Source organism: Variovorax sp. CCNWLW235, assembly GCF_037204085.1.
In the GTDB taxonomy this organism is placed as follows: domain Bacteria; phylum Pseudomonadota; class Gammaproteobacteria; order Burkholderiales; family Burkholderiaceae_C; genus Variovorax.
Map to the genome: position 1 here is coordinate 45,310 of NZ_JBBCBW010000015.1, position 26,930 is coordinate 72,239.

At 65.9% G+C, this 26,930-nt stretch carries 21 protein-coding genes; 9 read left to right on the forward strand and 12 right to left on the reverse strand.

The genetic code is table 11. The features are described 5' to 3' along the window. Positions 1-272 precede the first annotated feature (272 nt). Together V9L21_RS17175 and V9L21_RS17180 are read right to left on the reverse strand one after the other, a co-directional pair. Complete coding sequence (locus tag V9L21_RS17175; protein ID WP_337313866.1) at positions 273-2,441, reverse strand: phage infection protein; 2,169 nt, start codon at positions 2,439-2,441, stop codon at positions 273-275. Positions 2,442-2,543: 102 nt separating this feature from the next. Next, entirely contained in the window at positions 2,544-4,061 is a 1,518-nt protein-coding gene (locus tag V9L21_RS17180) for a ComEC/Rec2 family competence protein (protein WP_337313868.1), read from the reverse strand. A 231-nt stretch (positions 4,062-4,292) separates the two neighbouring features. Here V9L21_RS17180 and V9L21_RS17185 point away from each other — a divergent pair, with 231 nt between their 5' ends. The 3 genes from V9L21_RS17185 (at position 4,293) to V9L21_RS17195 (ending at position 6,745) form a co-directional block, all read left to right on the forward strand. Further along, positions 4,293-5,120 carry an HDOD domain-containing protein gene (locus V9L21_RS17185; protein ID WP_337313870.1) on the forward strand — a complete coding sequence of 276 codons (828 nt, stop codon included), beginning with the start codon at positions 4,293-4,295 and terminating at the stop codon, positions 5,118-5,120. 191 nt (positions 5,121-5,311) lie between these two features. Beyond that, positions 5,312-5,881, forward strand: a complete 570-nt coding sequence (locus V9L21_RS17190) for a PadR family transcriptional regulator (protein WP_337313872.1) — start codon at positions 5,312-5,314, stop codon at positions 5,879-5,881. Between the two features lie 15 nt (positions 5,882-5,896). Then, on the forward strand, positions 5,897-6,745 hold the full coding sequence (locus V9L21_RS17195; RefSeq protein WP_337313875.1) for a siderophore-interacting protein: 849 nt from the start codon (positions 5,897-5,899) through the stop codon (positions 6,743-6,745). Between the two features lie 7 nt (positions 6,746-6,752). On the opposite strand, the gene corA is transcribed toward V9L21_RS17195, so the two are convergent. Further along, complete coding sequence (corA, locus tag V9L21_RS17200; RefSeq protein WP_337313877.1) at positions 6,753-7,730, reverse strand: magnesium/cobalt transporter CorA; 978 nt, start codon at positions 7,728-7,730, stop codon at positions 6,753-6,755. 35 nt (positions 7,731-7,765) lie between these two features. After that, positions 7,766-8,389: a hypothetical protein gene (locus tag V9L21_RS17205; protein ID WP_337313878.1), complete on the reverse strand. Its 624-nt coding sequence runs from the start codon at positions 8,387-8,389 to the stop codon at positions 7,766-7,768. A 185-nt stretch (positions 8,390-8,574) separates the two neighbouring features. On the opposite strand from V9L21_RS17205, the gene mutS reads away from it, so the two are divergent. From mutS to V9L21_RS17220, 3 genes are read left to right on the forward strand one after another with little or no spacing between them, the layout of a single operon-like run. Then, positions 8,575-11,172, forward strand: coding sequence for a DNA mismatch repair protein MutS (mutS, locus tag V9L21_RS17210; RefSeq protein ID WP_337314015.1), 2,598 nt, complete (start codon positions 8,575-8,577; stop codon positions 11,170-11,172). A gap of 28 nt (positions 11,173-11,200) precedes the next feature. Next, on the forward strand, positions 11,201-12,040 hold the full coding sequence (locus V9L21_RS17215; RefSeq protein WP_337313880.1) for a proteasome-type protease: 840 nt from the start codon (positions 11,201-11,203) through the stop codon (positions 12,038-12,040). 14 nt (positions 12,041-12,054) lie between these two features. Continuing rightward, positions 12,055-12,861, forward strand: coding sequence for an alpha/beta hydrolase (locus V9L21_RS17220; protein WP_337313882.1), 807 nt, complete (start codon positions 12,055-12,057; stop codon positions 12,859-12,861). A gap of 12 nt (positions 12,862-12,873) precedes the next feature. Here V9L21_RS17220 and V9L21_RS17225 read toward each other — a convergent pair whose 3' ends face one another. Genes V9L21_RS17225 through V9L21_RS17255 form a run of 7 tightly spaced genes read right to left on the reverse strand, consistent with a single transcriptional unit; the run spans position 12,874 to position 20,595 of the window. Then, a complete protein-coding gene (locus V9L21_RS17225) occupies positions 12,874-14,346 on the reverse strand; it encodes an amidase (RefSeq protein ID WP_337313884.1) in 1,473 nt (490 codons plus the stop codon). A gap of 39 nt (positions 14,347-14,385) precedes the next feature. Next, complete coding sequence (locus V9L21_RS17230; RefSeq protein ID WP_337313886.1) at positions 14,386-14,736, reverse strand: AzlD domain-containing protein; 351 nt, start codon at positions 14,734-14,736, stop codon at positions 14,386-14,388. Further along, entirely contained in the window at positions 14,736-15,470 is a 735-nt protein-coding gene (locus V9L21_RS17235) for an AzlC family ABC transporter permease (protein ID WP_337314017.1), read from the reverse strand. The genes V9L21_RS17230 and V9L21_RS17235 overlap by 1 nt, the downstream gene beginning before the upstream one ends. A gap of 2 nt (positions 15,471-15,472) precedes the next feature. Next, entirely contained in the window at positions 15,473-17,110 is a 1,638-nt protein-coding gene (locus V9L21_RS17240) for an ABC transporter ATP-binding protein (protein ID WP_337313888.1), read from the reverse strand. Between the two features lie 12 nt (positions 17,111-17,122). After that, positions 17,123-17,995: an ABC transporter permease gene (locus V9L21_RS17245; protein WP_337313890.1), complete on the reverse strand. Its 873-nt coding sequence runs from the start codon at positions 17,993-17,995 to the stop codon at positions 17,123-17,125. Between the two features lie 14 nt (positions 17,996-18,009). After that, positions 18,010-18,951: an ABC transporter permease gene (locus V9L21_RS17250; RefSeq protein ID WP_337313892.1), complete on the reverse strand. Its 942-nt coding sequence runs from the start codon at positions 18,949-18,951 to the stop codon at positions 18,010-18,012. Positions 18,952-18,963: 12 nt separating this feature from the next. Beyond that, complete coding sequence (locus V9L21_RS17255) at positions 18,964-20,595, reverse strand: ABC transporter substrate-binding protein (RefSeq protein WP_337313894.1); 1,632 nt, start codon at positions 20,593-20,595, stop codon at positions 18,964-18,966. A gap of 182 nt (positions 20,596-20,777) precedes the next feature. Here V9L21_RS17255 and V9L21_RS17260 point away from each other — a divergent pair, with 182 nt between their 5' ends. Both V9L21_RS17260 and V9L21_RS17265 read left to right on the forward strand, forming a co-directional pair. Beyond that, the gene (locus V9L21_RS17260) at positions 20,778-22,190 is read left to right on the forward strand and encodes an aminotransferase-like domain-containing protein (protein WP_337313896.1); all 1,413 of its coding nucleotides are present in this window, start codon (positions 20,778-20,780) and stop codon (positions 22,188-22,190) included. Positions 22,191-22,315: 125 nt separating this feature from the next. After that, positions 22,316-23,017: a response regulator transcription factor gene (locus V9L21_RS17265; protein ID WP_337314019.1), complete on the forward strand. Its 702-nt coding sequence runs from the start codon at positions 22,316-22,318 to the stop codon at positions 23,015-23,017. Positions 23,018-23,048: 31 nt separating this feature from the next. On the opposite strand, the gene V9L21_RS17270 is transcribed toward V9L21_RS17265, so the two are convergent. Next, the gene (locus V9L21_RS17270; RefSeq protein WP_337313898.1) at positions 23,049-24,863 is read right to left on the reverse strand and encodes a YadA family autotransporter adhesin; all 1,815 of its coding nucleotides are present in this window, start codon (positions 24,861-24,863) and stop codon (positions 23,049-23,051) included. Positions 24,864-25,060: 197 nt separating this feature from the next. Between V9L21_RS17270 and V9L21_RS17275 the strand changes: the two genes are divergently transcribed. Continuing rightward, on the forward strand, positions 25,061-26,908 hold the full coding sequence (locus V9L21_RS17275) for an ATP-binding protein (protein ID WP_443305099.1): 1,848 nt from the start codon (positions 25,061-25,063) through the stop codon (positions 26,906-26,908). Positions 26,909-26,930: the final 22 nt, after the last annotated feature.

A 26,930-nucleotide genomic window follows, 5' to 3' on the forward strand; every position in this document is an offset into this window, starting at 1 on the left:
GCGAGCTTCCGCTGTCAGTCTGGAGCGGGCATACCTCAAGGTCGGCAATGCAGCGGGTGTGGTCGGTCACATCCTGACGCTGAGCTCATGATCTCGGGTCTAGCGGTCATTGAGTGACCCGGCACGCAACAACCTCAATGCTAGGCATTTCCCTGTTATCCATCGGGAGCCGGATAACCGGGCTTGCTCGCCCAAGAGGGAAGCTGCGGTATCGCGGAATTGAGGTCAATGCCGCTTCGAAGAACCTTAAGCCGCTACTGACCAGGTCGCTACTAGGCCATCGCCACAACCTGCGAGTACAGACGTCGCAGATGCTGGTCCGACATGTCCAAAATTGGCTCGTACATGAACGAGTTCAGGTGGATATTCTCGGGCGTCATAAGGAGGACTCGCTGAATGACGCCAAGATTTGCGATCTCGGCAGGAAACTCGTTGCGGTAGCGCTTGAGCAGCACCGGGGTCTGGTTGGCGGTGATGCCTGCCAGCCAGGCGGCATCGTTGATCTTGGCCGCCATGAACTTCTCCGCCTGTATCCGTGTGGCGATAGCCAAGACCACTTTGTTCTCAAAGTTAATTCCGTCAGCAGCCTGAAGGCACGCAGCGACCTCGGTGACCAAGAGATCAACAATAGGTGTTGCGCCGTTGACCGACTGTCCGGTAGCTCCAAAGAGGTTGATGTAAATTGCATCGAGGTCTGCGACGGTTATCTGCGCCGTATTTGCTTTCCAGTGAAGAAGCGATGTCAGGAGCAGGTAATCGGCGTCGGCCTCACCTTTCGTGTACTCAAGGAGATTGCGCATGAAGGGGATGCAACAAATCTTCTTCCGGTCGTCCGTGAAGAAATCCGGCTTCCAGACCTTGCTGAAGACGTTGCGCACACCTTGGGCTGCTTCGAGTGTGACACCAGCGGCCGTCTTCGAAACCATGAAGCAGTTCTTCCGTGGAACAAGGTTTCGGCTCTCGATGGTTCGGTAGAAGTCGAAGTTGTGAGTAAGGATGAGCAGCTTGAAGTGCTGATCCTCCGCTAAGTCGGAGAGGTACTGAATGATGGCGTACTTGTTTTTGTAGTCGAACGAGTCGGCAATGTCGTCAACGACGAGAAGCGTTTCTAGGCCGGCAGCGCGACGCACCTCGATGTCGAATAACATATTCAGGACGTGAAACGCCTTCTTCTCGCCGGTGCTGAGCGTCTGCAGCAAGGCGTCACGCTCAACCGGGGCGTGGTCGTTGCCATCTTTGAAAACAAAACCTAGGCGTGGTGCTGTTTCCTTGCCGAGCACGACCTGAACCTTGTTTGCCACCTCAAGATGGAACGGGACGATGAAGCGGTTGTTGAAGATATCGATGACCGCCTGCCACTGCGTTTGCTCCTGAGCAGCCTGCGCCTCAATCTCTGCTGAACGCACGGCTGCTTGGTCGACCTTGCTCAGGACGTCGACGCATAAGGCGTGATTCACCTTGAGGTATGACATCCAGAGCTTCTTCTTGAACGCCGCCGGGTCAGCAAGCTCTGGTAGCAGCTCTTCGTGACCCTGCAGGTAGGTCTCGAACTCACGGAGTTGCGCGTTCTTCTGAATCTGCTTTTCAAGCTCTTCGTACTTTTTTCGAAGTGCGGCGTCCTCAGAGATCTTGGCTCGCTCCGCGTCAATGAGAGCTTGGAGCTCCGCCTCGGAGTTGACCTCTTGCTTCTCGTCACCGTTGAGGCTCACGGAATGCTTGGCTTTGAAGAAGCCGCTGTTCTTCAGCTCCTTCGCCACGTTGGTGGCCTCGTAGTAGTTAAAGCCGCCTTTCTTAAAGTACTTTGAGGCGGCGAGCAGCTCGTTGTACTTTTTCGTGTAGTCATTGATCGCTGTGCGGAAGTCACCGTTGGCCAGGAACGCCACGACTCGGTCGTCGTTCATGACGTCGTAGGGCACATCCTTGAAGGCAGGCTCCCAGTCCTTGTCCAACTCGTCCTTCAAGCTCGCCAGCACCGCGTCGAACTCCCCTCCCGAAGGCAGGAATGTCGACGAGACCTCGCGGTCCACCGCCCGCTTGGTTCTCGCTGTCGTTTTGAGCGCACTCATGAGGGCCGTGCGCGCAGAGATGACGCCTGCGTGCAGCGATTCATACTCCTGACGCAGCGCGGCGTTTACCAGCAAGGTTGCCGTGCCGTCGCCCTTGCTAGTGAACTCCTCGTATGGCCTTAGGACGAGCACCTTGCCGGCCGCAAGTTCGACGCTGTTTTCGTCCTGGACTACTCGCGTTGTGGCACGGTTTGGGAAAATCCGGTCTCGCGATTGTTTGCCGTCCGCAATGTCTTGGAAGGTGTTGGCTAACGAGCTTTTCATCGCACCGTTGGGCGCGTAGATGGCAATGGCGGAAGCGCTTGCGTATTCCAGCACCACGTCCAACTTGCGAATGCCGTAGCAATACTCGAGCTGCAGCTTCAGCTTATTCATCTTCCCTCCGCATGACGCCTCGATGCACCGCACGCGATTGAGAGAGGGAGAGAGGCAGGTCCGGACCTTCGCTGTCTTGTTCGACGCATATGTCCATTGCCCTCAATCCTCCCGAACCAACACATCCCCCTCAAACCGATACCGAAAATAAAACCACTTCTCAACTTCCGACTTAGCCTCAATCCGAAAAGCCGTAATCAGCCTTTCCCCATCGGTCTTCAGATAGATCGCGCCATACACCTCGACGTTGCTGCGCGCGAGCTGTTTCACATCAGCCTTCAACTGCGCAACCTTGTCTTGCGAGAGCGTTCCAGCCGCCAGCTTGTCGATTCCGGCCATCAGCGCGTCGACGGAGCTCTTGTTCTCCATCGCGCGCGAAGAGCGCTGAAGCTCGGTGGAAAGAATCACCGGTGCGCCGCCGCGGCCGAAGCGGCCCAGGCGGCCGAGCAAGTCGGGCCTGGGGTGGATGTGGCCCTCTTCGTCTCCTGACGAAATGATGAAGGCAGCCGGGTTGACGGCGTCCAGAAACGCATCGGTCACCTTTTCGGAGCCGTGGTGGCAAGACTTCATGATGTCTGACCTGAAGGTATCTCGCGCCTTGGTCACCATGTCGTCGTAGGCGGGCGTGCCTGCTCTCGGAAACTTGTTATCCGCAGTGCCGGTGTAGTGCTGCAGCAAGAATTTTTCGGCGCCTTCGTTCAAGTCGCCGCCGAACAGCACGCTGAACTTGCCGTATTGCAGCCGCAAGATGACGGAGTGGCCGTTCTTGGTTTCGTTGTACGAGCCCAGTTGCCGCAGCGCGGGGGTGCCGTCGGGGCCTTCTTCAACCACCGGCGCAAGCACGCGTATGGTGTAGCCGCGGTCGTCCGAAGGGGCAAATCCGGGCATCCAGGCGGTGTCGTCTTCTATCGTCGCGTGCTGGGCCGAGAGCATGCAGATGTCCTGGATCTTCGGGTTGTTTAGCGCGGCCTTCATGACTTGCGGAAAGAGGTGGGTGGTGCCCGCGTTTCCGAAGATGGTCTTGACGGTGGCGTAGTCGGCGGCAAGGTCGCCTATGTAGGCAACCGATGCGCCGTTTTCCTTCACGGGCTTGCCGCCGAGCTTTTCCCAGGTGCCGCTCACGGGCCGCTCGACAAGGCCGTTGTGATACACGGTGCCAAAGCCGATGCCGGGGTCGGCAAAGATGTCCTTGAAGCCCAGGTAATGGTCGCTGTCGGGGTGCGTCATTACGGCGGCGGCAAAGTCGAAGCCGCGGTAGGTCTGAAACCTGGCGGCAAGAAAGGCGCGCATGTTGCCGCCCTCTCCGGCGTCGATGACGACGATGCGCTCATCGCCGCCGGTCTCGGGCGAGATGAGCACGGCGCCGTCGCCCTGGCCCACGTCGACAAAGATGATTTCGAGCGGCCGGCGGGCGACGGTGTCTTCTTTGGGGATGTAGAGGGTGCGCCGCTTGGTGGGCGAGCGGGCGGCCCAGTCGATTTCCAGCCACCCGTCGCCAAGGTCTTTCTTGACCTTGAGGAAGTCGCCCCAGATGACTTCGCGGATCTTTTTCTTCTTGTCGTCGAAGAGGTGAACGGGGCTTCCGTCCGCGCGCAAATTGACGAATCGGTGTGCTGCCATGCGCCCGCTCCCTCTTTTTTGACGAATCCCGCACTTTTAGCAGTGCGGGGGGGCAGGCGCATCACTCAAAAGCGGTATGGCAATAGGCAGGCGGCTCCGGACAATGGCGGCGTTGTTGCTGGAAGTCTGCATTCGGACTATGGGAGTTGACCCGATCCCTGAAGACATCAACATGTAACACTATAGTTGCAGCACAATTCCGGGCAGCGAAAACTACAGCCTGAGATCGCCATGACCCTGGACGAACTGTTTGCCGAAAGCCATTTGCTTCCCACGGTGCCCAAGGTGGTGTTCGACTTGATCGAGCTCTTGCGCAACGAGGACGCCTCCATTCCCGTGGTTGCACGCAAGGTCGAGCTCGACCAGGTGCTGACGGCCCGGGTGCTGCGCATGGCCAACTCTCCGTACTTCGGGCTGCGCCGCAAAATCCTCTCGATCCAAGACGCGATCCAGCTGCTGGGCTTCTCGTCGATCCGCTCGCTGGTGGTGAGCTCTGGCCTTACGGGCACGTTCCGCAAGGTCGACGGGGTGCATCTGCCGTCTTTCTGGTCGCACAGCCTGCGCGTGGCGGCGGTGGCGCGCTACCTTGCCGGCAAGACCCGCAGCGTGGACCAGAGCCTTGCGTTCACCGTGGGCAGCATGCACGCCATCGGCCACCTGATCATGGCCGGCGCCATGAAGGAGCAAATGGCCAAGCTCAACGCGGTGCACCCTTTCGACCGGATGGGGCGGCTCGAGGTCGAACGGGAGAAGTTCGGCTTTCACTATGGCGAAGTGGGCGCCCGGCTGGCTGCCCGCTGGGAGTTTGCGCCCGAGTTCATCAGCGCCCTCTCGTGCTTTGCCAACCCGATGGAAGCCGAGCAGGTCGATCCGCTGGCCAATGTGCTGCACCTTGCCGTCTGGCGCGTTGCGCTGGAGCGCGAAGGCCTGCGCATCGGCGACTCGCAGCACGTTTGGCCGGCCCAGTCGGCGGATGCCATTGGCATTTCTGAAGACGTGATGCAAGACATGCCGGCGCCCCGCGAACTGGCGTCCGACCTGGAATCGATGATCGCCTGATCGTCGTTACCGTCCGTTGAGGGTGGCGCCTGCCGCCCCGTTTTGCCTGGCTTCGGCCAGCGCCTTCTTCTCTCCCCTCCTCCCCTTGGCCGAGCCTTGAACGGTGCCGCGCAACGATGCGGCAGGCACAGTCGTTTGACTTTTTTAGATATATCGAAAATAATTTCGACATACCTCGAGAGGACATCGATATGCGACACCCCCACTTCGGCCACCACCATCACCACCACTGCCACACGCCCCGTGGCGAGCACGAAGACGGCCTTTCCGGTGGCCGTGGCGGGCGCGGCGGCGGGCGGGTGTTCGGCCATGGCGGCCTGCGCTTTGTGCTGCTGCGGCTCATTGCAGACAAGCCGGCCCACGGCTACGAGCTCATCAAGGCCATTGAAGACCGCTTGGGCGGCAGCTATGCGCCGAGCCCTGGCGTGGTGTACCCCACGCTCACGCTGCTTGAAGAAATGGGCTACCTGAGCGTGGAAACTGCCGACACCGGCGGGCGCAAGCGCTACAGCATCACGGCCAGCGGCCAGGAGTTTCTGGCCGCCAACAACGACATGGCCGACGCAATGATGGCCCGCATGAACGGCGGCGTAGACGGAGCCGGCCCGCGCGGCGGGCGCCCGCCGCAGGTAACGCGCGCCATCGAAAACCTGAAGCTCGCCATGCGCATGCGCCTTTCGGGCCCGCCCCTCACAGAACAACAAGCCCACGATTTCGCCGCGGTGCTCGACAGCGCCGCCCAGCAACTGGAACGCATCTAGAAAGCTTTTTCTGAAATGACCGACTTCTCGACCGACACATCTCCCGCTTCTTCTTCCCCGCCCGACCGCACGCCGCGCCGCGTGCGGCACGAGCTTCGCTTTCGGCAGCTCACGGTAAAAACGGTGCAGCGCGTCACGCCGCACCTGATCCGCGTCACGCTCACCGGCGATGACCTTGCGGGCTTTACGAGCCTGGGCTTCGACGACCACGCGAAGATCTTTTTTCCCGATGCCACGACCGGCAAGCTCACGCTGCCCACCGTGGGGCCTGACGGCCCGGTGTGGCCCGCAAGCGGCCGGCCGACCATGCGCGACTACACGCCGCGCCGGCATGACCCGCAGGCCAACACGCTGGAACTCGACTTCGCGCTGCACGAAGCCGGCCCCGCCACCCAATGGGCCGAGCAGGTCAAGCCCGGCGACATGCTCGGCGTGGGCGGGCCGCGCGGCTCGTTCATCGTGCCGACCGATTTCGACTGGCACCTGCTCATCGGCGACGACACTGCCCTGCCCGCCATCGCACGGCGCCTGGCCGAGCTGCCGGCCGGAGCGCGCGTGGTTGTGCTGGCCGAGGTCGACAGCGAGGCCGACCAGGTGCCGTTCGAAACGCAGGCCGAGCTCACGCTGCAATGGGTGCACCGCAAGGGCGCTGAACCGGGGCTGAGCCCGGTGCTGCTCGATGCGCTCAAGGCAATGAAGCTGCCGGCGGGTGACTTCCACGCCTGGGTGGGATGCGAATCGGCGATTGCGAAGGCCCTGCGCGCGCACCTGGTGGGCGAGCGAGGCGCCAATCCGAAGTGGGTTCGCGCGTCAGGCTACTGGCGCCGCGGTGCCGTGGCCACGCACGACACGCACGACGAGTAGCCCTCATTCAAAGCCAGCCGGCGCGCCTGAAGCGGTAGTAAAGGTAGCTGCAGGTGCCGCCCATCAGCGCCAGCGCGGCCGCATAGCCGTAGCGAAGTTTCAGCTCCGGCATGTGCTCGAAGTTCATGCCCCAGATGCCGGCAAACGCGGTGCACACCGCAAAAATGCTGGCCCAGGCGGCAAGCCGCTTGGTCACTTCGCTCTCTTCAATGGTGACCATCGACAGGTTCACCGAAATGGCCGTGCCGATGGTGTCGCGCATCGCGTCGATGGAGCCGTTGATGCGAACCAGGTGGTCGGCCACGTCGCGAAAGTATTCCTGCGAACTCACGCAGATCTGCGGCACCCGCCCTCCGTGCAGCTTGCCGGCCGCCTCGGTCAGCGGCGCCACCGCGCGCTTGAGGATCATGCTGCGCCGCTTCAGGTCATAAAGCTGCTTGATCTTGTCGCGCGCCGCGCCGCCCTGGGTAAAGATCTGCTGCTCGATGGATTCAAGCTCCACCTCGAGCGCATCGATCACCGGAAAGTAGCGGTCGACCACCGCATCCATCAGCGCATACAGCACAAAGCCCGCGCCGTTGCGCAGCAGCTCGGGCTCGCGTTCGCAGCGCTCGCGCACGCCCAGAAAGCCCTGCTGGCTGCGGTTGCGCACCGAAAGCACGTAGTTCTTGCCCACGAACACGTCGACCTCGCCCACGTTCAGGGCGTGCCCGCCTTCGGTAGAGGGCTCGACGAGGTGCATCACCACGAAGAGCGAGTCGCCGTACTCCTCGACCTTGGGCCGCTGATGGCCGTGGTGGGCGTCTTCCACCGCCAAGGGATGCAGGTTGAATTCGTCCTTCATCTGCGCCAGCTCTTCCGGCGTGGCGTCGCTCAGCGCCACCCACACAAAGCAGCCGGGGCGGACGATGTATTCGCTGATGTCCTCGACCGGGATATCGGCGAGCTTGGCGCCGTTTTCGTAGGCCACGCAGTTGATCAGCATCGGTACTCGTCCATGGTCAATCTTGAAAATCGGAGTCAGGCCGCCGCGGCCGGCTTCGAAGCCGCCGCCAGCGCCGCGGTGGCGGCCAGCGAGGCTTCGATGGCCTGCGTCTCGCTCTTGAGCAGCGCCAGGCCTTTCTCGGCCAACGCAGAGTGGCTTGCAACGTCGGCCCACAGGCTGGCTGCGGCTTCGGCGCAGGTCAATGATGTGAAGCGGATGCGGCCCTTTGCCAGTTCCGCGAAGCGCTTCTCGCGCAAGGGGTCGGCCCGGTCCCAGGCGCCGCCGATGAGCACTCGCCTGCCGCGCTTGACGCGGGGTTCCAGTTCCGCAAAGAACGGCAGCTTGGCGGACATCCAGCCCAGCATTCCGGAGTTCAACGCGGTGTCGAACGCCGTTGGGGCGGTGTGGGCCTTTGCGAAGTTGCGCAATGTGCCAAGTGTGTAGAGCAGCGGGTCTTTCGGTCCGCCTGCACCGCCTTCTACCGGCCTGATGACGGGTGGGCCGTTGCCTGCTCGCCCGTCGGGTCGCTTCGATTTGCGCAGGTCGGCAAGCTGGGCAGGCGACATGCAAAGGTACAACGCGGCAAACTCTGCGGGCAAGGTAGCGGTGTCGGGCAGCGCGGCCGCTTCAGGGCCTTTGAATTCATCCGGGTGAGCCATGGGCGCCTTGTTCTTCACGCGGGGTTTGCGTCGGCGGATTTTAGAGCGGCGGGTGCGCGCCGACCGGCCGCAACCGCCGCAATGCGCACCGGCTTGCCGCCCGCTCGTCCCCGATAATCGCCCGAGTGAAAACGACGACTGCCCAACCCTCCCCCTCGACCAGCGACTTCTCCGGGCACACGCCCATGATGGCGCAGTACCTGGGCCTCAAGGCCAACCATCCGGACACCCTGCTGTTCTACCGGATGGGCGATTTCTACGAGCTGTTCTGGGCCGACGCCGAAAAGGCCGCGCGCCTGCTCGACATCACCCTTACGCAGCGCGGCCAGTCGGCGGGCCAGCCGGTGGTGATGTGCGGCGTGCCCTTCCACGCGGTCGATACCTACCTTGCGCGGCTCATCAAGCTGGGCGAGTCGGTCGCCATTTGCGAACAGGTGGGCGAAGTCGGCGCGAGCAAGGGCCCGGTCGAGCGCAAGGTGGTGCGGGTGGTTACGCCCGGCACGCTGACCGATTCGGAGCTGCTCAACGACAAGAGCGAATCGCTGCTGCTGGCGGTGCATGCGGGCACGCGCAACTTTTGCGGCCTGGCGTGGCTCAGCGTCACGGGCGCCGAGCTGCGGCTGGCCGAATGCCCGGCCGACGCGCTCGAAACCTGGATTGCGCGCATTGCCCCAAGCGAGCTGCTCTACAGCGCCGAGGTAACGCCCGCCTTCGAGCAGCGCCTGAAAGCCGCACGCGCGGCCACGCCTTTCACGCTTTCGATCCGCCCGGCCTGGCAGTTCGACGGCGGCCTGGGCGAACGCAAGCTCAGCGAGCAAATGGGCAGCAAGAGCCTGGCCGCGTGGAACGCCGAATCGCTCGCCAACGCGCATGCCGCCGCCGCCGCGCTGCTGGGCTATGCCGAGCACACGCAGGGCCGCGCCCTCTCGCACGTGCAGCGCCTTTCGGTGGAACGCGATGGCGACCTGATCGAGCTGCCGCCCACCACGCGGCGCAACCTGGAGCTGGTGCAAACGCTGCGCGGCGAAGATTCTCCCACCATGTTCTCGCTGCTCGACACCTGCATGACGGGCATGGGCAGCCGCTTGCTGAAGCGTTGGCTGCTGTCGCCGCGGCGCGACCGCAGCGAGGCGCAGGCGAGGCTCGAAGCCATCGGCGCGCTGCAATCGACGGTGCTGGGCGGCACGGCCGCGCCTTGGCGCACACTGCGCGAACAACTCAAGAACACGAGCGACGTGGAGCGCATTGCGGCGCGCATTGCGCTGCGCCAGGTGCGCCCGCGCGAACTGCTGGCACTGCGGCTTGCACTGGCCAAGGCAGAACAGTTGTCGCCGCTTCTGCCTGGCTCCGCCGCGCTGCTCGACCAGATTGCCGAGCGGCTTGCGCCGCCGCCCGGATGCGCCGACCTGCTGGCGAGCGCCATCAAGCCCGACCCGTCGGCGCTGGTGCGCGACGGCGGCGTGATTGCCACCGGCCACGACGCCGAGCTGGACGAGCTGCGCGCCATCAGCGAGAACTGCGACGACTTTCTGCTGAAGCTTGAAGTGAGCGAGCGCGAGCGCACCGGCATCAGCAACCTGCGGGTGCAGTTCAACCGCGTGCACGGCTTCTACATCGAGGTCACGCAAAGCGCGCTCTCGAAGGTGCCCGACAACTACCGCCGCCGCCAGACGCTGAAGAACGCCGAGCGCTTCATCACGCCCGAGCTGAAGGCTTTCGAAGACAAGGCGCTGAGCGCGCAAGACCGGGCCCTCGCCCGCGAGAAGTGGCTTTACGAGCAGCTGCTCGATGCGCTGCAGCCCTCGGTGCACGCGCTCACGCAGCTGGCCGGCGCCATTGCCACGCTCGACGCACTCTGCGCGCTGGCCGAGCGCTCGCACACGCTGCACTGGCGCGCGCCGAGCTTCGTGTCGCACCCCTGCATCGAAATTCAGCAGGGCCGCCACCCGGTGGTGGAAGCGCGGCTGGCCGAAAAATCGTCCGGCGGCTTCATCGCCAACGACACGCAGCTAGGGCCGCAGCAGCGCATGCAGGTGATCACCGGCCCCAACATGGGCGGTAAGTCGACCTACATGCGACAGGTGGCGATCATCGTGCTCTTGGCCTCCATCGGCTCGCACGTGCCCGCGGCGGCCTGCCGGCTCGGGCCCATCGACGCCATTCACACCCGCATTGGCGCGGCGGACGACCTGGCCAACGCGCAGTCGACCTTCATGCTCGAGATGACCGAGGCTGCGCAAATTTTGCACAGCGCCACTGCGCAGTCGCTGGTGCTCATGGACGAAATCGGCCGCGGCACCAGTACCTTCGACGGCCTGGCGCTGGCCGCCGGCATTGCGGCCCAGCTGCACGACCGCAGCAAGGCCTTCACGCTGTTTGCCACCCATTACTTCGAGCTGACCGAGTTTCCGGCCACGCACCACTGCGCCGTGAACATGCACGTGAGCGCCACCGAGGCGGGCCGCGACATCGTGTTTTTGCACGAAATGCAGCCCGGCCCGGCCAGCAAGAGCTACGGTATCCAGGTGGCGCGGCTCGCCGGGATGCCGGCCGCAGTGGTCAACCACGCGCGGCAGGCGCTCGAGGCGCTGGAATCGCAGCATGCACAAACGCGCGCGCAGGTCGACCTGTTCGCACCTCCGCCGGCGGCCGAAACGCCCTTGGCCAGCGCCGTAGAATCCGCCCTGGCCGCGCTCGACCCCGATGCGATGACGCCACGGGAGGCGCTCGACGCGCTCTATGCCTTACAAAAACTGAACACGCGCGAACGCAGCGCCATGTGAGCGGGCATCCTTCGTGCGAGATGAAAAAATGACTTATTGCGTAGGCATCAAACTCAACGCCGGACTGGTGTTTCTTTCCGACTCGCGCACCAATGCGGGGGTGGACCACATCAGCACCTTCCGCAAGATGATCGTCTACGAGCAGCCGGGCGACCGCGTCATGGTGCTGCTGTCTTCGGGCAACCTGAGCATCTCGCAGTCGGTGCGCGAAATCTTGCAGATCGAGGAACTGCGCGAAACCCGTGAAGACGGCTCGCAGGGCGACCCGATCACCATCTGGAACGCCAAGAGCATGTTCGATGCCGCACGCGTGCTCGGCTCGGCCGTGCGCCACGTGTACGACCGCGACGCCGAGGCGCTCAAGCATGCGGGGCTCGACTTCAACGTGTCGTTCATCTTCGGCGGGCAGGTCAAGGGCGAAGGCATGCGCCTCTTCCTGGTGTATTCGGCAGGCAACTTCATCGAGGCCACCACCGAGACGCCCTACTTCCAGGTGGGCGAATCGAAGTACGGAAAGCCGGTGCTCGACCGCGTGCTCACGCCCGAAACCCCGCTCGACGAAGCCGCCAAGTGCGCGCTGGTGTCGATGGACTCGACCATGAAGTCGAACCTCTCGGTGGGCCTGCCGCTCGACCTGGTGGTGTACGAGGCCAACAAGTTCGAGACCGACCGCGTGATCTGCATCGACGCCGACAACCCCTACTACCGCATGATGCACAACAGCTGGGGCCAGAAGCTGCGCGAGGTGTTCGACAGCATTGAAGACCCGGTGTGGGACGACTCCGCCACCGAGCATCCGCTGAAGATGCCGGCCACCCGGCACAGCCCGCTGCGCAAGATTTCCACGCCCGACGAAAAGCTCATCTGAGCCCGGCCGCAGCCATGGCGATGCCGCCCATCGTCTTCTCGCACGGCAACAGCTTTCCGGCGAGCACCTACCGCGTCGTTCTCGACAGCCTGCGCAACCGCGGCTTCGAGGTCGATGCCATCGAGAAATTCGGGCACGACCCGAAGTACCCCGTCACCGACAACTGGCCGCACCTGGTGCAGCAGCTGGCCGACTTTGCACAACGGCAGGCCGACCGCGCCGGCGGCCCCGTGTTTTTGGTCGGCCATTCGCTTGGCGGAATCCTGAGCCTGATGTGCGCGGCGCTGCATCCGGCGCTCGCTTGCGGCGTGGTGCTGCTCGACTCGCCGGTGCTCAGCGGCTGGCGCGCGAACACGCTCAACGTGGTCAAGCGCACGCCGCTCATGAAGAGCCTTTCGCCCAGCGCCATCAGCCGCAAACGCAGGAACAGCTGGGCGCACCGCGAGGCGGTGTTCGAGCACTTCCGCAGCAAGAAGGCCTTTGCCAGGTGGGACGAGCAGGTGCTGCACGACTACATCGACCACGGCACCTTCGCAAGCGAAGACACGCGCGCGCTGAGTTTCGACCGCGACGTGGAAACGGCCATCTACGACACCCTGCCCCACAACCTCGGCGCGCTACTGCGCCGCCATCCGCTCAAGTGCAAGGCGGCCTTCATCGGCGGGCGGCAATCCGCCGAGATGAAGCAGGTGGGCATGGCCATGACCCAGACGGTCACCAAGGGACGCATCGCGATGATGGACGGCACCCACCTGTTCCCGATGGAAAAGCCGCTCGCAACGGCCGCAGCCATCGAGGCCGCGCTGCGCAACCTGCTCTGAGCGGCCGCAGCCTCACCCCTTGGTGACGTGCACCCCGGGGCGCTGGCCCGAATTCCACCGGCCACCGATCGCCCGCTCGATCTGGGCGGCCAGCTGCAGCAGCAATCCGTCGTTCGCCTGCGCGGCCTGCGCATGGATGCCCAGCGGCAAGCCGTTCTCCTGCGCAGCCATCGGCATCGAGATGCCCGGCATGCCGCACAGGTTGGCCAGCGGGGTGTAGGCAAAGTTCTTCCAGAGATGGGCAAACCAGTCGTACACCGAGGGATTGGTGCTGGTGGTGAGGTACTCGCTGGTGCCGACCTTGGGGGTGGGCAGCGCGGTCACCGGCGTGAGGATGATGTCCCACTGCTCGAAGAAATTGCCGAAGGCGCGCGAGGTGGTGTTGAACACCGCCTGCATCTTCGAGCGCTCCGTGTAGGAGGTATGCAACCCGGCTTCCCAGATCTTGATGTTGATCGGCTCCAGCAGCTCGGCCGGCGGGCGCTCCAGCCCCAGGCGGTGCAGATGGCCGTCGATGACCTGCGCGAAGTTGCTGATGTAGCAGGTGGTCTGGGCGGCAAAGGCCGCCTGGAAGTCGACCTTTGGCAGCGCCCATTCGACGTGATGGCCCAGGCCTTCGAGAAAACGGCCGGCACGCTCCAGTTCGGCCACGAAGTGCGGCGTGGCGCGGAAGTCGCCCCACTCGTGCGAGAGCGCGATGCGCAGGCGGCGCGGGTCCTTCTTGATGAGTTCGCTGTACGGCTCGGCCGGCGACCAGAAGGGCATGAACTCGCCGGGCGCACCGCCGCGGCAGTGGTCGACGAAGGCGGCCGTGTCCCGCACGGTGCGGCTGTGGCAGCCCTGGATGGACACCAGCCCGGACAGGTCCGACAGGCCCGGCGCCAGCGAGAACACGCCGCGCGACACCTTCAGGCCGATGTTGCCGTTCACGCCGGCGGGGATGCGGATGGAACCGCCGCCATCGGTGGCGTGGGACAACGGCAGTATGCCGGCCGCAACGGCTGCGGCCGTGCCGGCCGAAGAACCGCAGGTGGTGTATTCGAGGTCCCACGGATTGCGCGTGGTGTAGAGCGCGTTCTCGGCCGAGCTGCACACGCCGAACTCGGGCGTGGTGCTGCGGCCCACAATGTTGAGGCCGGCCTTGCGCAGCTTGCCAGTGAGGAAGCTGTCGGCCGCCGGACGATGGCCCTGCATCATCATCGAGCCGAACTCCTGCAGCCGGCCCTTCAGCGTGGGGCCCAGGTCCTTCATCAGGTAGGGCAGGCCCGCAAACACGCCCTCGGCGTTCATGCCGTCCTTCAGCGGATCGGCCACCACGTCGTCGAACACCTCGACCACCGCGTCCAGCTGCGGGTTGAGCTTCGCGATGCCGGCCGCCGCCTGGGCCGCCAGCTCCGCCGCCGTCACGTCGCCCTTGCGCACGCGTTCGGCCAACCCGATGCCGTCGTGATCGGCCCATTCGTCCCAGCTCATTGCCAGCGTCATCTCATGTTCTCCATTTCGCATCAAGGAAAGTATGTCGTCTCAAGGCCATCCGAAGCCGACTCTCAGCAGCATCAGCGTCCCTGTGCCGACCAGGATCGTGCCGGTCGCGTCGTTGCGCCGGACAAGGTAGTAGGCCAATGCAGCGCCCACGGCAAAGAGGCGCGCGTCGCGCCAGTCGGTCAGCATGCGTCCATTGCTCAGGAAGACATCCGGCAGCACCATCGCCAGCAAGGCCGCCACCGGCGCATGGCGCAGTCCGCGCCACAGCCAGCCGGGCAGCTTCGGCTCGCTGTCGGGCAGCAGGAAGAAGCTGCGGGTGAGCACGGTCACGCCCACCAGCGCCCCCACGGCCAGCCAGACGTACGCGTCGTGGCCCATGTGCGCCATCATCAACGCGCGCTCCACCGGCGATCGGCCCAGGCGCCGGCCACGAAGGCCGTGGCAATCGCCGCGACCACGTTGAGCCCCATCGGCCACGAGGCCGTGGCCAGCGCGACGGCGCCCGCGGCCAGCGCCGAGCAGCGCACCGCGCGGTCGGTGAGCATCGGCAACGCGAGCGCCAGCAGTGCAAGCACGCCGATGAAGCGAAGGCCCCACGCCGCGGGAATCGCGTCGGCCAGGAAGATGCCCGCGAGCGACGCCGCATGCCAGGCCGCCCAGTTGGTCAGTGCCAGCCCGAGGAAGTAGCCCTGCTGCTGTGGAGTGGCACGGCCGGCGGGCGATGGCTCCGGATGGCGCTGCACGAACTGCGCATACACCGGATCGCCGGCGAGGTAGGACAGCAGCACGCGTGCCAGCCGCCGGTGCCGGCCGAAGTAGCGGCGCCAGTTGGCGCTGAACACCACGAAGCGCAGGTTCAGCACGCAGGCCGTCGCAACAATCACCCACAGCGGCGCGCCGGCTGCGATGAGCGGCAGGCAGGCCAGTTGCGACGCGCTCGCAAACACCAGCAGCGACATGGCGAGGATCACGCCCAGGCCGACGCCGCTCTTGGCCATTGCCACGCCGGCCACGAGCCCCATGGCCATGGTGCCCAGCGCGGCGCCGGCAATGTCGCGCCGCCCCTGTGCGAACGCGGCGCGCCACACCGGGTCGTCGACCGATGCGCGCCAGGCGCCGTGCATGCTCACTGCCGGCTCGCCAGTTCCGCGCGCGGCGCGGCCGCCAACAGCCGCCGCGTGTAGTCGTTGGCCGGTGCACTGAACACCTGGCCGGTAGCGCCCTGCTCGACGATGCGGCCCTGGTTCATCACGATGACGCGGTCGCACAGCTGTGCGGCCACGCGCAGGTCGTGTGTGATGAACAGGATGCCCAGGCCCAGGTCGCGCTGGATCTCGCGCAGCAGCTCGAGGATCTGCGCCTGCACCGAGACGTCGAGCGCCGACACGGCTTCGTCGGCCACCAGCACCTGCGGCTGGCAGGCGATGGCGCGCGCAATGGCTAGGCGCTGGCGCTGGCCGCCGGAGAACTGGTGCGGGTAGCGTTCGAGCGCGGTGCGCGGCAGCTGGATGCGGTCCATCAGCTCTTCGGCGGTCCGGCGCGCGTGCAGCCTGCTCAGGCCGAAGTTCATCGCGCCTTCGACCATCGACGAGCCCACGGTGCGCCGCGGGTTGAGCGAGCGGTTCGGGTCCTGGAACACCACCTGCACACGCGAGCGCAGCGGCCGCAAGCGGCCTTCGGGCAGGTCGCGCACTTCGGCATCGCCCCACAGGATGCTGCCCGCACTCGGTGCGATGAGCCGGATCATGCAGCGTGCGAAAGTCGATTTGCCCGAGCCCGATTCGCCCACCACGCCGACCGTCTCGCCGCGGTGCACCGACACGCTCGCGTCCTGCAGCGCGGTGTTGTGCTTCGCGCGGCCCATCCAGTCGCGCCGCGTGTAGATCTTGCCGACACCCGTGCCGCTGAGCAGCGGCTTGCCGCCCGGCAGCGCGCGCGCAGGCGGCGGCGTCATGCCCGGCACGGCGTCGAGCAGCATGCGCGTGTAGGCCTCGCGCGGGCTACGCAGCACCTGTTCGCAGGGGCCTTGCTCGACCAGCGCGCCGCGGTGCATCACCATCACGTCGTCGGCGATCTCGGCGACCACGCCCATGTCGTGCGTGATGAAGAGCACCGCGCTGCCCTGCTCCGCCTGCAGTTCGGCGATCAGCTTGAGGATCTCGGCCTGCGTGGTCACGTCCAGCGCGGTGGTCGGCTCGTCGCAGATCAGCAGGCGCGGCTTCAGGATGATGGCCATCGCGATCACGATGCGCTGCCGCTGCCCGCCCGAGAGCTGGTGCGGGTAGCTCGCATGGATGCGCGCCGGGTCAGGCAGCCGCACGCGCTCGAAGATCGCGAGGATGTGCGCCTTGCGCTCGGCCGCGCTCCACGATGTGTGCGTACGCAGCAGCTCGTCGACCTGCTCGCCGCAGCTGAGCACCGGGTTGAGCGCGGTCATCGGCTCCTGGAACACCATGCCCATGCCGGTGCCGCGCAACTGGCGCAGCCGCTTGTCGGAGACGAAGCGGCCGTTGTCGACCAGCGTTTCGCCGGACAGGATCACCTGGCCTGCCTTGAGCGCCAGCCCCTTGGCCAGCAGCCCCATCACGGTGGTCGCCAGCACCGACTTGCCGGAGCCGGACTCGCCCACGATGCACAGCGTGCGCCCGGCCTCGATGCGCAGGTCGAGCCCCTCGATGGCATGCGGCCGGTCGGCGTCGGACGGCAGCGCGACCTGCAGGCCGCGCACCTCGAGGATTGCGGCGCTTCGGTTGGAATCGGTCATGGAATCGGCACCTCAGACGCGTTTGGAAAACTTGGGGTCGAGCACGTCGCGCAATCCGTCGCCGAGCATGTTGATTGCGAGCACCGTGGGCACCAGGAAGAGCGCGGGAAACAGCACGTTGCCGGGGCTTTGCGAGAACTGCACGCGCCCCTCGGCCATGATGTTTCCCCAGGTCGGCACGTCCGACGGCAGTCCCAGGCCGAGAAAGCTCAGGATGGCTTCGGTCAGCACGGCCGAGGCCGCGATGAAGGTGCCCTGCACGATCAGCGGTGCGAGCGCATTGGGCAGGATGTCGCGCCAGAGAATGGTCGCGTCGGCGGTGGCCAGCGCGCGGGCCGCCTCCACGAAGGGCTCGTCGCGCAGGCTCATCACCAGCGCACGCACCAGCCGCGTGACGCGCGGCACTTCGGGCACGGCGATGGCGAGGATCACCGTTGGCAGGCTGGCGCCGAGCACGGCCACCAGCGTGATCGCGAGCAGCACGGCGGGAATGGCCATCACGCCGTCCATCACGCGCATCAGCACGGCATCGACCGCGCGAAAATAGCCGGCCAGCATGCCCAGCAGGCAGCCGAACGCAATGGCGACGAAGGCGGTGAACAGGCCCACCGTCATCGAGATGCGGGTGCCGTAGAGCACGCGGCTCCACACGTCGCGCCCGACGCTGTCGCTGCCCATCCAGAAGGTATGGGCGAACTGCGCGCCATCGGGCATCGTCACCTGCCCTGAGGTACCGGCGCCCACCGCGATGAAGCTCGGGTCCATCGCGGACGGATCGAAGGTGCCGAGCCAGGGCGCAAAGACGCCCAGCAGCGCCAGCGCGGCCAGCACGACGACGCCGCCGCGCACGGCGCTGTGGCGCCAGAGTCTTTCGAGGGTGCTCATGATCAGTAGTGGAATCAGTAGCGAATCCGAGGGTCGAGAAAGAGATAGCTCACGTCGACCAGCAGGTTGACGGCGACGTAGACCACGGCAAAGAACAGCACCACGCCCTGCAGCACCGGGAAGTCGCGGTTCAGCACCGCATCGACCGTCAGCTGGCCGAGGCCCGGAATGGCAAACACCGTCTCGGTGACCACCACGCCGCCCAGCAGCAGCGCCGCGCTCACGCCGATCACGGTAACCACCGGCACCGCGGCGTTGCGCAGCGCATGGTGCTTGAGCACCTCGAGTTCGGCAATGCCCTTGGCACGCGCGGTGCGGATGAAGTCCTCGGTGAGCGCTTCGCTCACCGCCGCACGCGTCACCCGCGAGAGCAGTGCCACATAGGTAATGGCGAGCGTGAGGCAGGGCAGCACGAGCTGGTTCAGCCACGGCCCCACGCCATCGGAAATGCGCCGGTAGCCCTGCACCGGAAACCACTGCAGCTTCATCGCGAGCAGGTAGATCAGCACATAGCCGACAACGAACACAGGCACCGAGAAGCCGGCCACCGAAAAGGCCATCACGGCCTTGTCGAGCCAGCCGCCCATGCGCCAGGCGGCCAGCGTGCCCAGCGGCAGCGCGATGCCCACCGCCAGCAGCAGCGTGCCGCCGGCCAGCGAGAGAGTCGGCTCCATGCGCTGGCCGATGAGTTCCAGCACCGGCTTGTTCAGGAAGAACGAGAAGCCCAGGTCGCCGTGCAGCACGCCGTTGCCCCAGATCGCGAACTGCGTCCACAGCGGCTTGGTCAGGCCGAGCTGCACGCGGATGCGGTCCAGGTCTTCGTTGGTGGCGCTGTTGCCGCCGATGACGGCCGCCGGGTCGCCGGGCGTGAGGCGCACGATCATGAAGATCGCGATTGCCACGACCAGCAGCACGGGGATGGTGGCGAGCAGGCGTTTGCCGAGGAAGGTCAGCATGGGCAAGCGCTCTTATTGCTTCTTGATGTTCCAGTACACCTGCGCACCGGCCGGCACCAGGCCGCTCACGTTCTTGCGCACCGCGGCGGGCTGGTTGTACTGGCCGACCGGCACGTGCGTGGCGGTCTCGAAGGCGCGCAGCTGGGCGGCCTGCGCGAGCTTTTTCTTGTCGGCCTCGGTCTTGGCCTGGGCGAACTGCACCTTGATCTCCTCGAGCTTCGCATCGGTCTGCCAGCCGAACCAGCCCTTGTCTCCCGTGGCGTTCATCATGGCCATGGTGATCGGGTTGAGGATGTCCGACGCCGTCCACGAGGTCATGAAAGCGCTCCAGCCGCCGGCCGTGGGCGCATCCTTCTTGGCACGGCGCGCCACCAGCGTGGACCAGTCCATCGACTGCATGTCGACCTTGAAGCCCGCCTGCTCCAGCTGCTGCTTGGCCACCAGCGGCAGCTTGCCGATGGTGGGGTTGTCGGTCGGGCGCATCAGCACCACGGGCTCGCCCTTGTAGCCGGCCTCCTGCAGCAGCGCCTTGGCCTTCTGCGGATTGGCAACGCCGGTGTAGTCGCCGGTCTGCTCCGACTCGAACAGCGTGCCGCAGGGGAACATGCTCTTGCAGTAGCGCGTGAGGCCGGGCGCGCCCACCTGCGTGCGCAGGAAGGCTTCCTGGCCCAGCGCCACCAGCGCGGCGCGGCGCACCTTCTCGTTGTTGAACGGCGGCTGCAGGAAATTGAAGCGCAGGATGAACTGGTTGCCCGCCGGTTGCGCATCCACCAGCTGGATGTCGGGGTTGGTGCGAAGCGTGGCGTACTGCTCGAAGGCGGGCTGCTCCAGGATGTCGGCCTCGCCGTTGAGCAGCGCGTTCATCTGCGTCTGTGCGTCGCGGATGATGAGCCACTCCACGCGGTCCACGTACACGTTCTTGCCGCCGGCCGTGCCCGAGGGTGCTTCGGCGCGCGGCTTGTAGCGCGTGTTCTTGGTAAACACCACGCGCTCGCCGGGGCGGAACTCGTCGGCCTTGAAGACGTAGGGGCCGGAGCCGATCGACTCCTTGATCTGCGTGTCGCCCGAAGTGTCGGCAATGCGCTTGGGCATGATGAAGGGCACGTTGGACGACGGCTTGCCCAGCGCTTCGAGCACCAGGCCGAAGGGCTCCTTCAGCACGATCGAGAAGGTCCTGGCGTCGGGCGTCTCGTAGCGCTCGGTCACCTTGGCAAGCTGCGCGCCGAAGGTGTCGCGGCTGGCCCAGCGCTTGATGGAGGCCACCACGTCTTCGCTGGTGACGGGCTTGCCGTCGTGGAACTCGAGGCCCTCGCGCAGCGTGAAGGTCCAGGTCTTGTTGTCGGCGGACACCTTCCACTTGTCGACCATCTGCGGCTTGATGCGGCCTTCCAGGTCGGTGGCAAAGAGCGTGTCGTAGACCATGTAGCCGAAGTTGCGCGTCACATAGGCGGTGGTCCAGATCGGGTCGAGCACCGTGATGTTGCTGCTCGGAATGATCTTGAGGGTGGTGGTCTGCGCCATCGCGGGAGCGAAGGTGCCCACGGCCGCGCCGGCCAGCAGCGCGGCGGCGCTCCATCGGGCAAGGCGGCGCGACAAATAGCCTGCCGGCTGGGCTGGCGAGTGCGAGAAGAGCTGCGGTTGCATGTAATTTCCTGAAGTGATGGAACGCGGCGCCGGCACCCGGACGGCATGCGGCGGCGAGGGCTCCATTGAGTCAGGCCACAGAAGAAATGCATATATACAGTTGAATTCTTCTGTAGTAGAACAGTCTCCATCCGTCCCCCTGTTGGGGCTTTCTGCGCCCACAAACCGTGCATGCCTTCGCCGTGATCACCCTCGACCCTTCGCTGCCCATGCCCCTGGTCCGCCAGCTCTACGACGCCCTGCTGGCGCAGATCGCATCGAGCGCGATGAAGCCCGGCGACAAGCTGCCGTCGGTGCGCGCACTGGCCAAGGATTGCGAGGTGAGCACCATGACCGTGACCAACGCCTACCAGCGCCTGGTTGCCGAGGGCCATGTGCAGGCGCGGCGCGCCAGCGGCTACTACGTCGCCGAGGTGGAGCGCGCGGCCACGCGGCGCAAGCCGTTCCTCGGGCGCACCTCGGTCGATTCGCTCTGGCTGCTGAAGCATGTGTACGAAGACGACCGCACCCTGCTCAACGCGGGCTGCGGCTGGGTTCCGCCCGAAATGCTGCATATCGGCGGCGTGCAGCGCGCGCTGGCCGCGCTGTCGCGCAAGTCCGCCGCCGGGCTCGCGAACTACGGCACGCCCTATGGCTATCTGCCGCTGCGCCAGCAGATCCAGACGCTGCTTGCGCAGAAGGGCATCGAGACCGCGCCGCACCAGATCGTGCTGACGCACGGTGCCTCGCAGGCGCTGAGCCTGGTGGCGCGCTGCCTGCTGCAGCCGCGCGATGTGGTGCTGGTGGACGAGCCGGGCTCGACCAACCTGTTCGCGATGCTGCGCTCGATGGACCTGAAGCTGGTCGGCGTGGAGCGCACGGTGAACGGCCCCGACCTCACGGCGCTGCAGGCGCTGGCGCAGCGCCACGGCGCCAAGGCCTTCTTCACCACCACCAACCTGCACAACCCCACCGGTGGCCAGTGCACGCCGGCCGTGGCCTACCAGATGCTGCGGCTGGCCGAGCAGCTCGACTTCCGCATCGTCGACAACGACGCGATGGCCGGGCTCGAGCCACCCGGCGCCACCTCGCTCGCGAGCCTCGACCGGCTGCAGCGCGTGATCCACGTCGGCAGCTTTTCCAAGACGGTGTCGCCCAGCCTGCGCGTGGGTTTCGTGGCCTGCAACGAGGAGTTCGCCGAGAAGATGATCCTGCAGAAGATGGTCAACAGCCTGACCACCTCGGAGCTCACCGAGCGGCTGCTGCACGGCGTGCTGGTGGAAGGCCGCTACCGGGCGCATCTCGCGCGCCTGGCCGAGCGGCTGCGGACGGCGCAGAACACCGTGTGCGAACGGCTGGAGACCGCCGGCATGCAGCTCTTCACGCGGCCGGCGGGCGGGCCCTTTCTGTGGGCGCGTTTCGAGCGCGACGATGTCGACATGCGCGCGCTGGCGCAGCGCGCCATCTCCGAGAGCTTCCTGCTCGCGCCGGGCGACCTGTTCCGCACCGACCTGCGGCCCACGCCCTGGCTGCGATTCAACGTCGGCTATGCCGACGACCCGAAGCTCTACCGCTTCCTGGCGCAGGAGGCACGCAGGCTGCGCCAGAAGGGCTGAGCCCCCGGGTTCGCCGGCTTTTGTTGCCGGCAATAGGCGGCACTGCCCCGACAATCCCTCAAGACAAGTAAGAACGATCTGCTGGCCTTGCCATCGATCAGAATGCCGAGCCCATGTCCATGCCCATGTCCATGCCCCCATTGGAAGCCGCTGAAACCGTTTCCCTGCGTTCCTCGCTGGTGGTCGAAGACGACCCCGCGATGCGCGAACGACTGGGCCATGTGCTGGCCACGCTCGGCAACGACGGGCAGCAGATCGCCTGGGCGGAGAGCATTGCCGCGGCCAAGGAACTGCTCCGCACGCAGAGCTTCGGCATCGCACTGGTCGACATCGGCCTGCCGGACGGCAGCGGCGTCGAACTCATTAGCTGGATGCAGGCGCAGCATCCCAAGGTGCCCGCGGTGGTGATCTCGACCTTCCGCACCGAAGAGGTCATTTTTGCGGCGCTGCGTGCCGGCGCCATCGGCTACCTGCTGAAGGACCGCGACGATCTCGAATTAAGCATGGCGCTGCGCAGCATCGAGCGAGGGGGCGCACCGATCGATCCGGCCATTGCACGCCATATCCTCGGCTGGCTGGCAACGCAGCTGGCTTCGCCGGTGGCGGCGGCAGACGCGCCCGCCCCACTGCCCGTGGCGCTGACACCGCGAGAGCGAAAGATTCTCGAGCTCGTCTCGCAAGGGCTCAGCAACCGGGACATGGCCGAGTCGCTGTCGATCTCCAGGCTGACGGTGGAATGCCACACGAAGAACATCTACCGCAAGCTGGCCGTCAACTCACGCACCGAGGCCGTCTACCAGGCCCGCAGGCACGGCTTGCTGCACTAACCCAGGCCTGCTTGTTTGTGGCGCTCGCGCCTCACCAGGCGTAACCCGCCTGCACGCGAGCGGCAACGCGGTTGCTGCTGCCGCTGCTGGTCGCGGTGGAAACACCCAGCCCCAGGTTGAAGTTGTCGCTGACCTGGTAGCCGAAAGCGAAGCCGACCGCCGCAGCACCGGCGTAGTTGCCCACGGCGGCGCCCATCCATTTCTTGCCCACGGCCAAAGTCGGCATCGAAGGCATGGCCAGTGCGGCTGCAACGCCCTGTGCTGCAAAGGCGTTGGCCTGGCTGGTCGCGTTGCTCACCGCCTGCTGCAGCTGGTTGACGTTGACGGCATCGGTGCCCAGCAGGCCGGGCGCGACATTCGCAATGCCGCGCAACTGACCGGTGGCGGCGTTGCCCACCGACACGGTGTTGTCACGGTCGGCCACCGAACCCTGGCCGAGCGCGACCGCGTTGCTGCCCGATGCCAGCGTGTTGGCACCCAGCGCCACGGCGTTGTTGCCGGTGGCCACCGCGTTGTTGCCCACGGCCGTCGTGGGGTCTGCCAGCGCCTTTGCGCCAGCCCCAATGGCGACCGAACCCGCATGGCTGGCTTGTGCGCCGTTGCCGACGGCAACGGTGTCCTGCCCGTTGGCCTGTGCGTTGGTGCCCATCGACGTGCTGCCGGCACCGCTCGCGCCCGCCCCTGGCCCGCAGGCCACCGCTCCACCCGCGCCCACTGCGCAGACGCCGCTGGACAGTGCCTGGTTCATCAAGCTCTGCAATGCGGTGACCTGCTGGACGGTGAAGTTGTTTGCCGTGGTGATGGCCGTCTGCTGGGCCTGCTGCACCTGGCCGACATTGGCGGCATCGGTTGCCACCTGGCCCGCACCGACGTTGCTGATGGTGGTGCCGGCGCCGCCGTTGGCATTGAGTTGCAGCGAAGTGCCGCCCGCGCCGTACTGCGCCGAGTTCTGCGCCAGGCCGAGCGCGGAGTCGGCCGTGCCTTGTGCGGCCGAGGCTGTCTGCTGCACGGTGTACAGCTGGCTGCCATTGACTGCATCGGTACTTGCGGCGGTCACCGCTCCGGCGCTCACATTGACCAGGCCGCGCGTCTGACCGGAGGCTCCGAAGGACACCGTGTTGGCCACGGTGGCAACAGAATTCGCGCCGATGGCGACGCTGCCGTTCGCGCCGCTTGCGACCCGGCTACCGGAACCCATCGCCACGCTACCCGTGGCCAATGCGGCCGCGCCCGAAGCTCCGCCGTTGGCGCCACCGATCGCAGTGCTGCCGCTGCCGGATGCCACGGCGCCTTGGCTGGCCCCTGAAGCGCTCCCGATGGCGATCGCGGCAATGCCCGAGGCCTGGGCCCCGCTGCCACCTGTCGGGCCGGTGTCGAGGCAGCAGGCCTCGGGGCCCACGCTTCCCGCGCCGAGCGCAATCGCACCGCTCGCTGAGGCTTGGGCACCGCGCCCCCCTGTGCCCCCCGTTCCCCCCGCCTCGCCGAGCGCGCCGGTTCCTCCGCCTCCGATGGCCGTTGCCCCGTTCGCGGTTGCGCTGGCCCCCGCCCCGCCCGTGCCGCCGGTGCCACCGGCCGTTCCTACGCCGCCATCGCCGCCCGCACCAAGTGCGGTGGCCCCGTCTCCCGAAACACTGGCCGCAGCGCCTCCCGTTCCCGCCGTTCCGTTGATGGTTCCGGGCCCGACATTGCCCGCGGAGCCATCGACAAATCCTGCCGCGAAGGCGCTGCCCGCAAACAGCAGCGCAAGGGCTGGCAGATGCCCAAGCGCTCCCCGCGTCAGCCCTTTTCTGTTCGGCTTTTTGCGCTGTACGTCGTGCGCAACGGCAGCGCGGCTCGGGAATGCCATGGCTTCTTCTTTCTTGAAAGCAAACAAAACAATAGAGACAAAGTGTGTGTTTTCGGTCTCTACTAGGCCATCCCCGAAAATTGGTAAATGAAATGCCTGATGAAGAAGCTGCGCTGCAGGCTGGCCTTCCGTTTGCACGCCGCGGCCGCCACTTGTCGGGCCCGAAGGCATGGTTTTGCAAGTTGATCGGTGCATGCGTGCTTCTCTTGGCGGCCGGCTCCGCCGTAGCGCAGCCCTCGCCTGATATCCACGTAGAAGCGGTGCGCGGCACCGGATGGAACGAGGCCGCACCTCCGGCCGACGGCTGGACACCCGTCACCCTGCCCGACAGCTGGGCCGCGCGCTGGCCCGGCTTCGACGGCGTGGCCTGGTACCGGTTGACCTGGGACCAGCCCGCGCACGTTGCCGAAACCGGCTTGCTGCTGCACTACCTCAACATGGCCGGTGCGGTGTCGCTCAACGGCACCCCCATCTGGCGCGACGAAAGCCTGGTCGAACCGCTGACGCGAGCCTGGAACAGCCCGCGCTACTGGCTGCTGGCGCCGCCGCTGCTGCGCGAAGGCCGCAACACGCTGCTGATACGGGTTTCGGGCCTTTCGGCGTATCAGGCGGGGCTCGGTCCGGTCAGCCTCGGTCCGCCGGCGGCCATGCAGGCGTCATACGGGCATGAGCGTCTCTTGCGCCGCGATCTCCAGATGCTCGGGCTGGCGGTGAGCGCAGCGGTGTCGGCCTTCTTCGCTGCGCTGTGGCTATTGCGCAGGCGCGAAACGGCCTATGGCTGGTTCGCGCTCATGTCGGTGCTGTGGCTCCTGTTCGGCTACAACCAGATCGCGACCAGCCCCTGGCCTTTTACGGGCAACCACAGCTGGCAGGCGTCGAACACCTCGCTGCTGCTTCTGTTCAGCGTGTCATACGCCGTTTTTGCGCTGCGCTTCTGCGAGCGGCGCATGCCGCGCCTGGAAGGCTTTGCGCTGCTGATCGCGGTGGCCGGCGTGCTCGACCTATGGCTTGCCGGTTCCGCGAACCTGGTCACTCACCGCGCCCTGTGGACGCTGGTGGGCGGCCTCACGATCATTGCCGTGAACAGCGCCTCGCTGGTTCACGCCGCGCGGCACCGGGGCAGCCCCATGCGCTCGCTTGCGCCCTTCATGGCACTGTCGGCGATAACCGGCGCGCACGACCTGCTGGTGTTCACCCAGGTGATCGACAGCAACATCTACTACACAACGATGTCCTCATACGGCCTGCTGCTGGGCATGGCGCTGACGCAGGCCGGGCGCTTCGTGAGCAGCCTGAAGCGCATCGAGAACTTCAACACCGAGCTGATCGAGGAAGTGAACGCCGCCAAGTCGGAACTGGCCGCCACGCTTGCGCAGCAGCACGCGCTGGAGCTCGCGCATGCGCGCATCGGCGAGCGGGTCAACCTTGCGAGCGACCTGCACGACGGCTTGGGCGGCATGCTGGTCGGCAGCATTGCAACGCTCGAACGCAGGCCCGAAGAGCTTTCAGCACCCGCCCTGCTCGCCATGCTCAAGAGCCTGCGCGACGACTTACGGCTCATCATCGACGCCACCGGCCGGCACGACGGCGCACGCGCGTTCGGCGAGCTGCTGGCGCCCTTGCGGCATCGCACTTCGCAGCTGCTCGACGCCAACGGCATCGACTGCCGGTGGCAGGTGTCGGGCATCGACACGCTCGAGCTGCCGCCCTCGCAAAGCCTCGACCTGCTGCGCTTCTTGCAGGAGGCGCTGACGAACACCCTCAAGCACAGCGGCGGCCGGCGTGTGGATGTGGCCGTAACCTGCGCCGGCGCCGACCTGCAACTCGACGTGCGCGACGACGGCCAGGGCTTTGTGGTGGCAGACGCTGTCAAGGGTGGCGGCTCGGGTCTGCGCAGCCTGCACGCACGCGCCCGCAGGCTGGGCGCCGAGCTTCGGCTGGAGTCTCGCCCAGGTGCCACTCAGCTCGCGTTGCGCATGCCTGTCAAGACGGGAATAAACGGGGCGATACAAATTGCAATCATCGGTAACAATGGACGAAAATAAGTAAAAACGTCCCAGTTCATCG

What these genes read in the sequence shown, in the direction of transcription:
- V9L21_RS17270 (WP_337313898.1), bottom strand. Translation starts at nt 24,863, where the DNA reads ATGGCATTCCCGAGCCGCGCTGCCGTTGCGCACGACGTACAGCGCAAA.
- V9L21_RS17195 (WP_337313875.1), top strand. Translation starts at nt 5,897, where the DNA reads ATGACCGACTTCTCGACCGACACATCTCCCGCTTCTTCTTCCCCGCCC.
- V9L21_RS17215 (WP_337313880.1), top strand. Translation starts at nt 11,201, where the DNA reads ATGACTTATTGCGTAGGCATCAAACTCAACGCCGGACTGGTGTTTCTT.
- V9L21_RS17230 (WP_337313886.1), bottom strand. Translation starts at nt 14,736, where the DNA reads ATGATGGCGCACATGGGCCACGACGCGTACGTCTGGCTGGCCGTGGGG.
- mutS (WP_337314015.1), top strand. Translation starts at nt 8,575, where the DNA reads ATGATGGCGCAGTACCTGGGCCTCAAGGCCAACCATCCGGACACCCTG.
- V9L21_RS17235 (WP_337314017.1), bottom strand. Translation starts at nt 15,470, where the DNA reads ATGCACGGCGCCTGGCGCGCATCGGTCGACGACCCGGTGTGGCGCGCC.
- V9L21_RS17180 (WP_337313868.1), bottom strand. Translation starts at nt 4,061, where the DNA reads ATGGCAGCACACCGATTCGTCAATTTGCGCGCGGACGGAAGCCCCGTT.
- V9L21_RS17265 (WP_337314019.1), top strand. Translation starts at nt 22,316, where the DNA reads ATGTCCATGCCCCCATTGGAAGCCGCTGAAACCGTTTCCCTGCGTTCC.
- V9L21_RS17250 (WP_337313892.1), bottom strand. Translation starts at nt 18,951, where the DNA reads ATGCTGACCTTCCTCGGCAAACGCCTGCTCGCCACCATCCCCGTGCTG.
- V9L21_RS17255 (WP_337313894.1), bottom strand. Translation starts at nt 20,595, where the DNA reads ATGCAACCGCAGCTCTTCTCGCACTCGCCAGCCCAGCCGGCAGGCTAT.
- V9L21_RS17205 (WP_337313878.1), bottom strand. Translation starts at nt 8,389, where the DNA reads ATGGCTCACCCGGATGAATTCAAAGGCCCTGAAGCGGCCGCGCTGCCC.
- V9L21_RS17190 (WP_337313872.1), top strand. Translation starts at nt 5,312, where the DNA reads ATGCGACACCCCCACTTCGGCCACCACCATCACCACCACTGCCACACG.
- V9L21_RS17245 (WP_337313890.1), bottom strand. Translation starts at nt 17,995, where the DNA reads ATGAGCACCCTCGAAAGACTCTGGCGCCACAGCGCCGTGCGCGGCGGC.
- V9L21_RS17225 (WP_337313884.1), bottom strand. Translation starts at nt 14,346, where the DNA reads ATGACGCTGGCAATGAGCTGGGACGAATGGGCCGATCACGACGGCATC.
- V9L21_RS17175 (WP_337313866.1), bottom strand. Translation starts at nt 2,441, where the DNA reads ATGAATAAGCTGAAGCTGCAGCTCGAGTATTGCTACGGCATTCGCAAG.
- corA (WP_337313877.1), bottom strand. Translation starts at nt 7,730, where the DNA reads ATGCTGATCAACTGCGTGGCCTACGAAAACGGCGCCAAGCTCGCCGAT.
- V9L21_RS17185 (WP_337313870.1), top strand. Translation starts at nt 4,293, where the DNA reads ATGACCCTGGACGAACTGTTTGCCGAAAGCCATTTGCTTCCCACGGTG.
- V9L21_RS17220 (WP_337313882.1), top strand. Translation starts at nt 12,055, where the DNA reads ATGGCGATGCCGCCCATCGTCTTCTCGCACGGCAACAGCTTTCCGGCG.
- V9L21_RS17240 (WP_337313888.1), bottom strand. Translation starts at nt 17,110, where the DNA reads ATGACCGATTCCAACCGAAGCGCCGCAATCCTCGAGGTGCGCGGCCTG.